General features: G+C 54.3%; 11 protein-coding genes. All 11 read right to left on the reverse strand.

Annotated features, from left to right (window positions below; genetic code table 11):
• Positions 1-3 precede the first annotated feature (3 nt).
• The gene (gene secA, locus EYZ66_RS10665) at positions 4-2709 is read right to left on the reverse strand and encodes a preprotein translocase subunit SecA (protein WP_009575685.1); all 2706 of its coding nucleotides are present in this window, start codon (positions 2707-2709) and stop codon (positions 4-6) included.
• A 59-nt stretch (positions 2710-2768) separates the two neighbouring features.
• On the reverse strand, positions 2769-3425 hold the full coding sequence (locus EYZ66_RS10670) for a hypothetical protein (RefSeq protein WP_009575684.1): 657 nt from the start codon (positions 3423-3425) through the stop codon (positions 2769-2771).
• A gap of 115 nt (positions 3426-3540) precedes the next feature.
• A complete protein-coding gene (lpxC, locus tag EYZ66_RS10675) occupies positions 3541-4455 on the reverse strand; it encodes a UDP-3-O-acyl-N-acetylglucosamine deacetylase (RefSeq protein ID WP_009575683.1) in 915 nt (304 codons plus the stop codon).
• 50 nt (positions 4456-4505) lie between these two features.
• Entirely contained in the window at positions 4506-5672 is a 1167-nt protein-coding gene (ftsZ, locus tag EYZ66_RS10680; RefSeq protein WP_009575682.1) for a cell division protein FtsZ, read from the reverse strand.
• A 63-nt stretch (positions 5673-5735) separates the two neighbouring features.
• Entirely contained in the window at positions 5736-6974 is a 1239-nt protein-coding gene (ftsA, locus tag EYZ66_RS10685) for a cell division protein FtsA (RefSeq protein WP_009575681.1), read from the reverse strand.
• Between the two features lies 1 nt (position 6975).
• A complete protein-coding gene (locus tag EYZ66_RS10690) occupies positions 6976-7755 on the reverse strand; it encodes a cell division protein FtsQ/DivIB (protein WP_009575680.1) in 780 nt (259 codons plus the stop codon).
• The gene (locus EYZ66_RS10695) at positions 7752-8684 is read right to left on the reverse strand and encodes a D-alanine--D-alanine ligase (protein WP_009575679.1); all 933 of its coding nucleotides are present in this window, start codon (positions 8682-8684) and stop codon (positions 7752-7754) included. The genes EYZ66_RS10690 and EYZ66_RS10695 overlap by 4 nt, the downstream gene beginning before the upstream one ends.
• On the reverse strand, positions 8674-10077 hold the full coding sequence (gene murC / locus EYZ66_RS10700) for a UDP-N-acetylmuramate--L-alanine ligase (RefSeq protein ID WP_050793405.1): 1404 nt from the start codon (positions 10075-10077) through the stop codon (positions 8674-8676). Before murC ends, EYZ66_RS10695 begins: the two co-directional genes overlap by 11 nt.
• Positions 10078-10102: 25 nt before the next feature.
• Positions 10103-11200 carry an undecaprenyldiphospho-muramoylpentapeptide beta-N-acetylglucosaminyltransferase gene (murG, locus tag EYZ66_RS10705; protein WP_009575677.1) on the reverse strand — a complete coding sequence of 366 codons (1098 nt, stop codon included), beginning with the start codon at positions 11198-11200 and terminating at the stop codon, positions 10103-10105.
• Positions 11197-12348 (reverse strand): putative lipid II flippase FtsW, encoded by a 1152-nt coding sequence (gene ftsW / locus EYZ66_RS10710; RefSeq protein WP_040816555.1) that lies wholly within the window; start codon positions 12346-12348, stop codon positions 11197-11199. Before ftsW ends, murG begins: the two co-directional genes overlap by 4 nt.
• Positions 12341-13699: a UDP-N-acetylmuramoyl-L-alanine--D-glutamate ligase gene (gene murD, locus EYZ66_RS10715; RefSeq protein ID WP_009575674.1), complete on the reverse strand. Its 1359-nt coding sequence runs from the start codon at positions 13697-13699 to the stop codon at positions 12341-12343. Before murD ends, ftsW begins: the two co-directional genes overlap by 8 nt.
• Between the last annotated feature and the right edge of the window lie 3 nt (positions 13700-13702).

Raw genomic sequence — 13702 nt, forward strand, 5'->3', positions numbered from 1 at the left:
CGCTTAGAGCTTCCCGTGACATGATTTGTACTTTTTACCGCTACCGCAAGGGCAGGGTTCGTTGCGCCCTACTTTGCGTTCTTCCCGTACGAAGGGTTCTGCAGCGTCGCCCGCCTGAGCTTGCGGGGCGGCTTCACCACCCATAGCGGCAGCTTGAGCGTGTTCAAACGCTAATTTTTCGCGTGCGGCTTCTTCTCGACGCCGTTGCTCAATCAGCTCGGCCTCGTCTGGACGTTGAATTTGCACATGGCTTAAAAACTTAATGACCTCAAACTTTAAGTTATTCAACAGGGTCTGGAATAACTCAAACGACTCACGCTTGTATTCCTGCTTGGGGTTTTTCTGTGCATAGGCACGCAAATGAATACCTTGACGCAATTGATCCATGGTCGCTAAGTGGTCTTTCCACAGCTGGTCCAAAATCTGCAGCATGACTTGTTTTTCAATGCGGCGCATATCGGGACCAACCAACTCGGACTTTTCATCATAAGCCGCTTGAATGGCTTGCACCACGCGCTCTCTTATCGCCTCTTCATCAACGGATTTATCCTCGTCCAGCCACTGCTGTACTGGCAGCTGAATGGCGAAATCCGTTTCTAGCAAGGCCTCTAAACCGGCAATATCCCACTGCTCTTCGACACTCATCGGCGGAATAAAGCCGTCGATGGCATCGTTGACCACATCGGCGCGGATCGCGATGATGGTTTCTGAGATATCATCTTCCTCGAGCAGATCATTACGCTGTTGATAAATGATCTGACGCTGATCGTTCGCCACATCGTCGTACTCAAGGAGCTGCTTACGAATATCGAAGTTACGACCTTCGACTTTGCGCTGCGCTTTCTCGATGGCGTTCGTCACCATACGGTGTTCGATGGGCTCACCTTTCTCCATACCCAGCGCTTGCATAAAGCCCTTGACGCGGTCCGACGCAAAAATACGCATCAGGTTGTCGTCTAGCGACAAATAGAATCGAGACAATCCCGGGTCACCCTGACGGCCCGCCCGGCCCCGCAACTGGTTGTCGATACGGCGCGACTCGTGCCGTTCGGTGCCCAAAATATGCAGACCGCCAGCGGCCAAGACCGCGTCGTGACGCTCTTGCCACGCCGCTTTGATTTGCTCGGCTTCGGCATCGCTAATGTCACCGGCTGCCGTCAGCTCGGACTCAAGGTTACCGCCCAGCACGATGTCGGTACCTCGACCCGCCATGTTCGTGGCAATCGTCACAACACCTGAGCGACCCGCTTGGGCAATAATTTCAGCCTCCTGCTCGTGGTATTTGGCGTTGAGCACTTTGTGCTCGATGTTCGACTGCTTAAAGCGCTGCGACAACTCCTCCGAGGTCTCGACCGAAGCCGTACCTACCAATACAGGAGAGCCTTGCTCAATGCAGGATTGCACGTCAGCGACAATCGCATCGAACTTTTCTTCGCGGGTGAGGTATACCAAGTCGTTCAGATCTTTGCGCTGCATCGGCTTATTGGTTGGAATGACCAACACTTCTAAACCATAGATTTGACGAAACTCGAAGGCTTCGGTGTCGGCCGTGCCGGTCATGCCCGACAGCGTATTGTACAAGCGGAAGTAATTCTGGAAAGTGGTCGACGCTAGGGTCTGGCTCTCGCTTTGAATTTGCACGCCCTCTTTAGCCTCGATGGCTTGGTGTAAGCCTTCAGACAAACGACGCCCGGGCATGGTTCGACCCGTGTGCTCATCGATCAACACCACCTGCCCGCCTTGGACAATATATTCCACATCGCGGTGGAAAAGCACATGTGCCTTTAACGCGGTATGCACGTGGTGCAGCAAGTTCAAGTTGGTTGCCGCGTATAAGCTCTCACCCTCGGCAAGTAAGCCATCACTCACCAGCAAACCCTCGACATACTCGTGCCCTTCTTCTGAGAGCTCGATCGAGCGTTGCTTCTCGTCGATACTGTAGTGGCCGGGGACTTCCTCGGTGCCTTGGTTCAGCATAGGCACGAAGCGGTTAATGCGTTTGTACAATTCCGAGCTATCCGAAGACGCACCCGAGATAATCAGGGGGGTACGCGCTTCGTCGATAAGGATAGAATCCACCTCGTCGACAATGGCAAAATTAAGTTCGCGCTGCAGCTTGTCCTCGACCGCAAACGCCATGTTGTCGCGCAGATAGTCAAATCCAAACTCGTTGTTGGTGCCGTAAATAATATCTGCCGAGTAGGCTTGTTTCTTCTGCTCGCTCGCTTGGCCCGATTTAATTACGCCAACCGTCATACCTAAAAAGCGATACAGCGGCTCCATCCAGTGCGCATCACGATTAGCCAAGTAATCGTTTACCGTCACCAAGTGCACACCTTTGCCTGTCAAGGCGTTCAGATAAGCTGGCAGAGTCGCTACGAGGGTTTTACCCTCACCGGTTCGCATCTCGGCGATTTTGCCTTCGTGCAGCGCAATACCACCAATCATCTGCACGTCGAAATGACGCATACCCAAGGCGCGCTTACCCGCCTCGCGCACACAAGCATAAGCCTCGGGCAACAGGTCGTTCAGGGTCTCGCCTTGGCCCAAGCGCTCTTTGAACTCGGCCGTTTTCGCTGCCAGCGCCTCATCATTGAGCGCTACCAAGGTCTCTTCGAAGGCGTTAATTTTGTTGACTAACTTGCTAATACGCTTGAGCTCGCGGTCATTACGCGTGCCAAAAATCTTTTTCACTGCATTTAAAATCATTGTCGTTGTCCTTGTTTGTTCAATTTACCGCGTATGCGGGGCGCTCACTTGAACAAAGATTAGGACAAGGTTTGATCAGCGTAGACCGAGGGGTCGATCACGCGACCATAGGTGTACCAGGTCTGTGCAGTAGGAATGGGGGGGCGAACTGCATCCGCCTCATGGGTCGACTGGCGTAATACAGCGTGTAAGGCCAACACATCGGGGGATTGTTGCTTGGGTTTAGAGCCCGCCAAGGCGTCGCCCGTAACGCTGTATTGAGCTCGAGCGTCAACATCTGGAGCTTCCACTAAGTCCGAGCAGTCGAGCTCTACCCAAAAAGCAGCACTGTGGTTACTGCCGAATTGTGCCCCTTGCTGCCACGATGCCGACCAATCAAAGTCGCTGTGGCTTTGCGGCTTGTACAGAGGGTGTGTGGCCGCCGGTGCTTCCCCTGCAATTAAACTCGGCAGGGCCGCAATATTGACCGCCAACGACTTAATCGTGGCGCGCGCTTTTAACTCAAGTGTGGTCGACCAGTTGGGCGACTCAAAGAATTGCTCGGCCTTCCACTCACTGACATCGCGCGAAGTAAGGTCTTCACCAGGTTCGGTCGATTGCGCACTCAGACCCAATGGCAGACCCACCAACAGCGCCGACGCAAGCGTCTTAGACCAGCGTCGCCAGTCTTCGCTCATCGCACGATAAGGTAGTTTGCCAGGGAACTTAAAACTCATGAGTAGCGGCTACGCCATAGGAATAGTAGGCGCACAATATGCCACAACAGGGGTGCAAACTCCAAGGTTAGAAGGCAACCTTGGGCGTCAAAAAGTCACAAATGCAAGCAGTAAATTAAACTGCCAGCGCCGACGAGGTTGCGTAAGAGATTGGGGCACGCTCTTGATCGTCGAAAGTGACCATCTCCCAGGCGTCTTCCTGCTCTAACAAACTGCGCAGCAGGCGGTTGTTAAGTGCATGACCCGATTTATGAGCACGGAACTCACCGATTAAGCTAAAGCCTAAGAGGTATAAATCGCCAATGGCATCCAGAATTTTGTGCTTAACGAACTCGTCGTCGTAGCGCAAACCGTCTTCGTTCAGAATACGGTATTCGTCAACCACAATGGCATTATCGACGCTACCGCCCCGCGCCAAACCTTGTGAGCGCAAATATTCAATCTCGTGCATAAAACCAAAGGTACGTGCGCGCGAAATCTCTTTGACGAAACTGGTGCTCGAAAAATCGACCTCTGCACTGGCTTTGCGGTTGCGAAACACAGGGTGGTCAAAGTCGATGGTAAACGCCACTTTAAAGCCATCAAAGGGCAAGAAGGTCGCGGTTTTTTCACCATCAGTTACCGTCACTTCTTTCTTGATGCGAATAAAACGTTTCAAGGCGGGCTGTTCTTCGATACCCGCCGATTGAATCAAAAACACAAAAGGACCGGCACTACCGTCCATAATGGGAACCTCGGCAGCGCTGACATCGATAAACGCGTTATCGATGCCAAGGCCCGCCATGGCACTTAGCAGATGTTCAACGGTGGAGACACGCTGCCCATCGGCAATCAAGGTGGTGGAGAGAGTCGTATCACCTACGTTAAGCGCTCTGGCGGGTATTTCTACAGGAGGTGACAGATCAACACGTCGAAACACAATGCCGTTGTCAATCGGTGCCGGCGACAAACCCAGGTAGACTTTTTCCCCTGTGTGTAAGCCGATACCCGTTGCTTTAATCGGGTTGCGCAATGTGCGTTGTCTAATCATCTTCTTGTTGGCCCTTTTTATGTTAACCGCCGCATGCGGTTAATGAGCGCTTAGTCCGCTTGGCGACGCAAGAACGCAGGAATGTCAAAATAATCACCCCCTGCATCAAGGTCGGGCAGCTGACGCGCTGTATTCCCCTCTACTTCCGCCTGACGACGCTTAATCGTTGGGCGATCGAAGTCCCTGTAATCTGGCTTAGCCTCACCCGATGAAGCCACGCTTACGGGTTTGACAACAGAAATCGGCTTTTTCTCCTCACCGATGCGATTTAATCCCGTTGCGACCACAGTGACCTTAATTTCGTCGTGCATGTCTGGGTCGATAACGGTACCCACCACAACGGTGGCGTCTTCCGACGCAAACTCTTCAATCGTGTCACCCACATCAGAGAACTCGCCTAAAGCCAAATCTAGACCTGCGGTGATGTTCACCAAAATGCCGCGGGCGCCGCGCAGATCGATGTCGTCGAGTAGCGGACTTTGAATCGCTTTTTCGGCGGCTTCACGCGCTCGGTCTTCGCCGCTAGCTCGGCCGGTTCCCATCATGGCCATACCCATCTCTGACATAACGGTCTTCACGTCGGCGAAATCGACGTTGATCATACCCGGACGGATAATCAAATCTGCAATGCCTTGGACGGCGCCCAAGAGTACATCATTCGCCTCGCGGAAGGCATCCAATAAGCTGGTATTTTTCCCCAAAACCTCCAGCAGACGCTCGTTCGGGATGGTGATTAACGAGTCGACGTACTGCTCGAGTTCGGCCAAACCTTGAGCCGCGATCGAGTTCCGTTTTTTGCCTTCAAACGAGAATGGACGCGTCACAACGGCAACGGTCAAGATGCCCAAGTCACGAGCTACCTCGGCCACGACCGGCGCAGCACCGGTACCCGTACCGCCACCCATACCCGCGGTAATAAACACCATATCCGCGCCGCGAATCGACTCGGCAATACGGTCGCGGTCGGCAAGCGCTGCGTCGCGTCCCACCATTGGATTGGCACCGGCGCCCAAACCTTTAGTGATGTCACCGCCCAACTGTAAGCGCGTTTTAGAATCGATATCGTTCAAAGCCTGCGCATCGGTATTGGCACAGATAAAATCGACACCTTCGATTTGATTCGCAATCATGTGCTTCACGGCATTACCGCCACCGCCGCCAACACCCACAACTTTGATGACTGCTGATTCTGGTACGTTATCAATAAGTTCAAACATAGCTACTTCCTCTCTCCTGTCACTGACGTGACGTTTCTCCACAGAACGGCCTAAGCCGCACTTTTAATAATTTGATTGCATCCACTCTTTCAACTTGGCCAGCAAGCCTGGACCTTCAGCACGTTTGCGACGGCCTTTGGCGTTGTTCTGGCGTGAATGTGCTGCGCCATATTCCAGCAAGCCTACAGCCGTTGCATAAATTGGGTTGCGGACAATGTCAGTTAAGCCTTTGACCCGTGTCGGAGCTCCTACACGTACGGGCATGTGAAAGATCTCTTCGGCAAGCTCAACCACACCTTCCATCTTCGAAGTCCCGCCGGTTAGGACGACACCCGCAGGAATAAGGTCTTCAAAGCCACTGCGACGCAGCTCGGCTTGGACCAAGGTAAACAGCTCGTCATACCTTGGCTCTACGACTTCCGCAAGCGATTGGCGCGACAGATCCCGTGGCGGGCGATCACCGACGCTGGGCACTTTGATGGTCTCGTCTGCCGAGGCCAACTGAGTCAGGGCACAGGCGTATTTGATCTTGATTTCTTCGGCGTATTGCGTGGGGGTCCGCAAAGCCATAGCGATGTCGTTAGTGACTTGATCACCTGCGATCGGAATGACTCCGGTGTGACGAATCGAGCCCTCGGTGTAGATAGCGATATCGCTGGTACCGCCACCAATATCCACCATACAGACGCCTAATTCGCGCTCGTCGTCGGTCAGCACCGAGTAGCTCGAAGCGACCTGTTCAAGGATAATTTCATCAACGTCTAAACCGCAGCGCTTAATGCACTTTTCGATGTTCTGGGCCGCGTTTACGGCGCAGGTAACCAGATGCACTTTTGCTTCTAAACGCACGCCCGACATCCCCAAGGGCTCACGAATACCCTCCTGATTGTCGATCACGTACTCCTGCGGCAGTATGTGTAGAATTTTTTGGTCCGCAGGAATCGCGACCGCTTGCGCGGCATCCAGCACGCGCTCGAGGTCAGCGTCGATCACCTCGCCATCTTTAATCGCCACAATGCCGTGCGAATTCAAGCTGCGCACATGACTCCCCGCAATACCCACATACACCGAGCTAATCTGGCAGCCTGCCATCAACTCAGCTTCTTCAATCGCGCGCTGCACCGACTGAACCGTAGACTCGATATTGACTACAACACCCTTTTTCATGCCGCGCGAAGGGTGTGATCCCATGCCGATGATTTCGGTATCACCATTGGCATCGACCTCGGCCACCAAGGCAACGACTTTTGATGTGCCAATATCGAGCCCCACAATGATTCGGTTTTGTGTCTGACTCACCATATTAATCTCCCCCTCCGCTTCGGCTCGCGAACCCCGAAAGCACCTGCACTTGATTTGGATTTGCCACGGCCAAGGCGTTGCGATAGCGCACATCAATTGCCAAAGCTGCGTCGCTGTCAGCGCCGTAACGTTCATGCCAATCTAAAAATCGCTGAAAGCGCGTTAATTGCGCCCGACGCCCAAGCTTTACACTCAGACCGTTGTGCATTAAGACACTCAATTGCCCCAGCGAGTCCATGCTAAGACTCTCAAGGCGGAGGGCGGTATCGCCCAGCAATGCCGACAGTTGCAGATACAGATCCATAAGCTCTGACTGCTGATTTAAATCGCCCGAGAGTTTGGGTAACACCAGACCCTCGCTCCCCGGCACGGGCTCAAACACCTGCCCCTCAGAATTCAAGAACGATCCGTCACCCCACAAGGCAACCGGTGTGTGAGGCTTAATCTCTAAGCGCATCGTATTCGGCCACACCCGCGTCGCCGCGGCGGATTGGATCCAGGGTAAGGTTTCCAATAGCGCTTCGGTTTGTTCTAGCTCCCAGTCCGCTGCGGTTTCAGCGACGTTTTCAACCAGCCACCCTTGAAGCGCCTGACGGTGTAACTCGCCGATTTCACCCACAATGACGACCCGTTCCAGAGGCTGAGTCACGATATTAACGAACACCGTTGTCATGCCAGCCAATACCAAGGTAAGGGCCAGGACAGACGGTAGTGACTGCCCAAAACGACGAGCCTGCGCCAGCCCTGAGTAATATTTTTGCAGGAGCTGGGCTTTCTTCATGAGTGCACCTCGACTCGAGCCAAGCTCAACTCAATGATCTCGCGCAATAAGCCCTGCACACTCAACCCAGCGGCTTTGGCCGCCATTGGCACTAGGCTGTGCGAGGTCATTCCAGGCACCGTGTTGGCTTCTAAGATGTAGGGCTGGCCTTGCTGATCCACCATAAAATCGACTCGCCCCCAAACCGCACAATCAATCGCTTTAAAAGCCGCAAGCGCTAGGTCCGCGAGCTCCGCCTCTCGCTCTTTACTTAAACCGCAGGGGCAAAAGTACTGGGTATCGTTCGAAACATACTTAGCGTGGTAGTCATAAAAGATTTCGTGGGCCTGCAAGCGAATAGCCGGTAGCGCGCGATCGCCCAGAATGGCGACCGTATACTCTTCACCAACAATACGTCGCTCGGCAAATACCGGGCCTTGATACTCGCTTGCACTCTTGTAGGCCTGAGCCAGCTCTTCCGCTGAGCTCGCAATACTCATGCCGATACTCGAGCCTTCATAAGCAGGTTTTACAAAAACCTCACCAAGGGACTGTATGACCGCTTCAAAATCGGTGTCAGACGCCAATACAGCGGCTTCAGCAACAGGCAAACCCGCATCTCGCCAAATCGCTTTGCTGCGCAACTTGTCCATTCCCAGTGCGGCACCGAGTACGCCTGAACCCGATTGCGGCAAGCCCAAGGTCGCCAATAAACCCTGCACCGAACCATTCTCGCCCGAGCCACCGTGCAGAATATTAAACACAAAATCGACGCCATCGAGCTGTTCGAGCCAATTGCTGTTCACTGGATCGACCGATCGCACCTGTGCGCACAGAGGCGCTAAATTGTCGACCACGGTCGCTCCACTCATCAGCGACACTTCTCGCTCTGATGAAGTGCCACCTAACAGGACAGCGACGACGCATTGATCAAGGGCTTTAGTGAACATGTTTAAGGCCCTCGTAATCCACTTGTACCAAATTGTGGGCCAAAGACGTGATGTTGCCCGCACCTTGGGTAATCAAGACGTCGTCGGCGGCAAGAATCGAGGCCAACAGCTCAGGAACCTCATCAATACCCGCAGCATAGATGGGGTCAACGAGGCCACGCTGGCGAATGCTACGAGCCAATGATTTACTGTCCGCACCCGGTATTTCAGCCTCACCGGCAGCATACACATCCAATAAAATCAGGACATCGCAGCGGCTTAATACCCGCACGAAGTCGTCGTAAAGATCACGTGTACGGGTAAAGCGATGCGGTTGATACACCATAACAACGCGTGATTCGGGCCACACTTGAGCCGCAGAATTTAATGTCGCCTCGACCTCCGTGGGGTGATGGCCATAGTCGTCAACCAAAACCGCTTGTCCACGCGCGTGCTGCAAGCGTCCCAACTGCTCAAAACGCCGCCCTACACCGGCGAAGTTGGCCAAACCATCTTGCACGGCCGCGATCGGTAAGCCCTCATCTAAGGCAACAGCCGCGGTGGCCGCAGCGTTGAGCACATTGTGTAAACCGGGTGAGTTAACCCGCAGCGCCAGCACCCCGTGATTAGGCGTCTGCAGTTGAAAATCGCTGGCTGCACCGGCAGCTTTAATACTGCGGATACAGTAGTCTGCGTCAGGGTCTTGACCATAGGTCAATATCGACCGGTTAATCTGGGGGATCAATGCTTTGATTTCTGGGTCATCTAGGCACAATACTGCCGACCCGTAGAACGGCAGATTATGCAAAAATTCGATAAACGTTTTGCGAAGCTGCTGTAAATCGCCACCGTAGGTATCCATGTGATCCGCTTCGATGTTGGTCACCACCGATACCATTGGCGTTAAGTGTAAGAATGATGCGTCACTCTCATCCGCCTCAGCAATCAGGTAGTGACTGGCGCCGAGTTTCGCATTACTACCGGATTGATTGACCCGACCGCCAATGACGTATGTGGGGTCGAGCCCTGCTGCGGCAAATACGGAAGCGATCATACTGGTCGTCGTGGTTTTACCGTGCGTTCCAGCTACCGCAATACCGTGGCGATAGCGCATAAGCTCAGCCAGCATCTGTGCGCGCGGCACGGTTGGAATACGCGCATCGCGCGCCGCCTGATATTCTACGTTATCAGGCGCCACAGCTGTGGAAGTTACCACGACATCCACATCCTTGACGTAGTCCGCTGAATGCCCGATGAACACCTCGACACCCGCTCGAACCAGACGTTCGGTCACCGCCGACTCGCGCATATCAGAGCCCGACACTTGATAGCCTAGGTTCGCCAACACTTCGGCGATGCCGCTCATACCCGAACCGCCCACGCCAATAAAATGAATACGCTTGATGCGGCGCATCGCTGGTACAGCAAAACTTTGGGGATTACGCGCCACCTAGCACCTCCTCACAAGCTTGCACGATGCGATCCGTCGCGTCCGTTTTAGCCGCCTGTTTCGCGGCCCGAGACATCGCCGCTAAGGTCTCAGGTTGACGCAACCACTGAGCCCATTGGCTCGACAAATCGGCCGCGTTGAGAGTGTCTTGCTCGATGACAATCGCCGCACCGGCGTTTACCAAGTGTTGCGCGTTTTTGCGTTGATGATCATCAATGGCAATGGGCAAAGGTATCAGCGCCGCAGGACACGCCGCGGCTAACAGCTCGGAACAAGTGAGAGCACCCGCTCGAGCGACAACGACATCAGCCCAAGCAAAGGCTGCGGCCATATCGTCAATAAAGGGCGAGATACGGACGTGCGTGATACCCCGAGCGGCATACATTGCGCCAACATCGGCCATGTGTGCTTGTCCAACTTGGTGCCAAACAGATAAGCCATCGCTCGCTTCGTTAGTCTCAAATTGCGCGACCGCATCGGGAATGACTCGGTTAATCGCCAAAGCACCCTGCGAACCACCCAGTACCAATACGCGTAAATCGCGCTGGCCGTCAAAGGCTTGACGTTGCTCTCCGACCGCAACAATTTCGGCGCGCACTGGGTTACCCACCACCTCAGCGTTAACCGAAGCATTAAAAGCACCGTCGAACGCGGCGAAGATACGCGACGCAATTCGGCGCAACCAGCGGTTAGTGCTACCCGCGACAGCGTTCTGTTCGTGAATAAATAGTGGTCGCCCCATCAGCATCGCAGCGACACCACCAGGGGCCGCCACGTAGCCCCCCATACCGATCACCAACGAAGGGCGATGGCGCAACATCAAAAATGTGGCCTGCTCAATAGACCAGATCAATCGAGCAACACCACTGACGATGCGCGTCAACGATTTGCCGCGCAGGCCCCTGACGGATAAGTTGTGCAGAGGAATGCCCGCGGCGGGAACGATACGCGCCTCGAGCCCAGCTTGCGTGCCCAACCAACTCACCCGATAACCTTTGACCTCCAGCGCTTTTGCCACCGCCAAGGCCGGAAAGATGTGACCACCTGTGCCACCTGCCATCATCATCACCAAGGGAGCCTTCTTCATGACTTAGGCCTCCTTGGTTCGGGTTTGTCACACTCCCGCGTCATGCGCAGAGCGATCGCTAACAAACACAGAGTCACAATCAAAGAGCTCCCGCCAAAGCTGATCATGGGCAGCGTTAGGCCTTTAGTGGGGAGCAAACCCATGCTCATGCCCATACTGACAAAGACTTGGCCAGAGAGCATCAATGCAATTCCGGCGAAGACGTGACTCTCGAAGGTACGCTGTACCGACAGTGCCCGGCGGCTCCACCACAGCAACCGCGAAATGAGCGCGATAAACACCAACAGCAGACCGATCGAGCCAATAAAACCGGTTTCCTCGGCCCAAATTGAGAACACAAAATCGGTGTGGGCTTCTGGCAAGTAAAACAACTTCTGGACCGATTGACCAAAACCCACGCCGGCCAACTCGCCACGCCCAAAGGCAATTAACGATTGAGTGAGCTGAAAGCCAGTGTTAAACGGGTCTGCCCACGGATCTTGGTAAGCCAAAAAGCGTTGTAAGCGATACGGCGCAAAGGCCACCATGCCCACACCGATCAACGCCAAACCGAGCGCAACAATCGTGAACTGCATCAAGCGCACGCCGGCCAGAAACAGCATACCTAAGGCCGTTCCGCAGACAATAACTGTGGCGCCAAAATCGGGCTCTAACAGTAACAACACGCTCAAAATACCCAGAATCACGAGCGGCTTGATGAAGCCTGTCCAACTTTCACGGACCTCATCTTCGCGACGACGCAAGTAAGACGCCAAGAACAGTACCAACGCCGCTTTCGCCACTTCAGAGGGTTGTAGATTCACGATCACCAGTGGAATCCAGCGCTGTGCGCCATTCACTTCGCGCCCAACACCCGGAATAAGAACAACCACCAGTAAAGCGATTGCGATCAACAACCAGATCCACGAGGTACCGTCCCAGAACCGCGGCGGAATCTGGTACACCAGCGCGGCGGCAAGGGTCGCGACGCACAGATAGATTGCGTGCTTCATCGCGTGATACCACGCCCATCCGTAGGTCGTTTCTGCGTAGTCAACCGAGGCGCTGGCGATGGCCAGCAAACCCACACAGCACAACACACAGATGCACGTGATTAGCCAGCGGTCGAAAGCCGCAGCAGCTGGGTTAGAGGTCACCACGCTATTCATGGGCACCTCCAGGCAGTGATGAAACGCAATCCGAGAACTGGTCACCGCGGTCTTGATAATTTTTAAACTGATCCATGCTCGCACACGCTGGCGACAACAGAACGGTATCGCCGGGCTGTGCAATTTCAGCTGCTCGGCTAACCGCCTGCTGCAAATTCTCGACTTGAATCGCAGGTCTAAGCAGGGGTAGAGCCGCCAATTCGCCCGCTGCTTCGCCGAATACGATCACTTCGCGAACGTAGCGGTTGATGGCGGGCACCAAGGCACTAAAATCTTGCCCCTTGCCCAGCCCCCCGGCCAGTAATACAAGATCACTGTTTGGACCAATACCTTCAATAGCAGCCAAGGCCGCACCCACATTCGTCGCTTTGGAGTCATTAATGTAGGTAACACCGGCGATGGTCTGCACGACTCGGCAACGGTGAGGCAACCCACTAAAGGTTCGTAAAGTCGCCGCCATCGCCTCGGCTGCAACGTCAAAGCAAGCGGCGATGGCACAAGCGACCAAAGCATTCAGGTGGTTGTGCCGCCCACGCAACGCCATCTCAGACACGTCAATAATCTTGCTAACGCCCATCCATAGGGCATCGTTCAACAATTTAAACTCAGCATCGCGATGAGCTTTTGCACCATAACGAGTCACTTGCACGGTGCTATCGACTAAAGGTTGGGTCAGCACGTCGTCGTCATTGACCACCACCGCTTTAGCCTTTCTAAAAATGCGGTGTTTTGCCGCGTGGTAAGCGGCCATTGAGCCATGGTGGTCAATGTGATCCGCGGTGACGTTCAAAACAACCGCCACATCCAAACCCAGAGCATTCGAGCGCTCTAACTGAAAGCTGGACATCTCGAGCACATACACTTCGATGTCGTCGTCAAGAATGGCCAGCGCCGCGGGCGATAAATTACCGCCCACTGCCGCTCGCAGACCGGCTTTGGCCAGCATCTCGCCAACCAGAGTTGTTACCGTGGACTTACCGTTGGAGCCAGTAATACCGATGACCGGCGCCTTGGCAGCTTCCATGAATAAATCCAAGTCGCCCAAGACCGAGGCACCGCTGGCTTGCGCTTCGATTACCATGGGTTCGCTCAGGGCGATACCGGGGCTTACCACCCAGGTAACGCTGGAATCATAATAATCTTGCGGCACGCTCTCGCGGTATAAGGGAACCTCAGGATGCACATCTGCAAGCCATGAGGTATTGGGTGGCTGCTTGCGTGTATCCACGACACTTACAGTTTTACCCTGAGCACGCAAATGGTTTACTACCGATACACCGGTCTCGCCCAATCCCACCACAAGGTAGCGTTGGTCAGAGGCGATAAGCTGTTGGCGTGAGGATACGTTCATGCG

It is taken from the genome of Aequoribacter fuscus (assembly GCF_009910365.1).
Lineage (GTDB): Bacteria > Pseudomonadota > Gammaproteobacteria > Pseudomonadales > Halieaceae > Aequoribacter > Aequoribacter fuscus.

Bases quoted from the DNA above. Each gene is read 5' to 3' on its own strand.
- secA (WP_009575685.1), bottom strand. From the start codon at position 2,709: ATGATTTTAAATGCAGTGAAAAAGATTTTTGGCACGCGTAATGACCGC.
- EYZ66_RS10670 (WP_009575684.1), bottom strand. From the start codon at position 3,425: ATGAGTTTTAAGTTCCCTGGCAAACTACCTTATCGTGCGATGAGCGAA.
- lpxC (WP_009575683.1), bottom strand. From the start codon at position 4,455: ATGATTAGACAACGCACATTGCGCAACCCGATTAAAGCAACGGGTATC.
- ftsZ (WP_009575682.1), bottom strand. From the start codon at position 5,672: ATGTTTGAACTTATTGATAACGTACCAGAATCAGCAGTCATCAAAGTT.
- ftsA (WP_009575681.1), bottom strand. From the start codon at position 6,974: ATGGTGAGTCAGACACAAAACCGAATCATTGTGGGGCTCGATATTGGC.
- EYZ66_RS10690 (WP_009575680.1), bottom strand. From the start codon at position 7,755: ATGAAGAAAGCCCAGCTCCTGCAAAAATATTACTCAGGGCTGGCGCAG.
- EYZ66_RS10695 (WP_009575679.1), bottom strand. From the start codon at position 8,684: ATGTTCACTAAAGCCCTTGATCAATGCGTCGTCGCTGTCCTGTTAGGT.
- murC (WP_050793405.1), bottom strand. From the start codon at position 10,077: ATGCGCCGCATCAAGCGTATTCATTTTATTGGCGTGGGCGGTTCGGGT.
- murG (WP_009575677.1), bottom strand. From the start codon at position 11,200: ATGAAGAAGGCTCCCTTGGTGATGATGATGGCAGGTGGCACAGGTGGT.
- ftsW (WP_040816555.1), bottom strand. From the start codon at position 12,348: ATGAATAGCGTGGTGACCTCTAACCCAGCTGCTGCGGCTTTCGACCGC.
- murD (WP_009575674.1), bottom strand. From the start codon at position 13,699: ATGAACGTATCCTCACGCCAACAGCTTATCGCCTCTGACCAACGCTAC.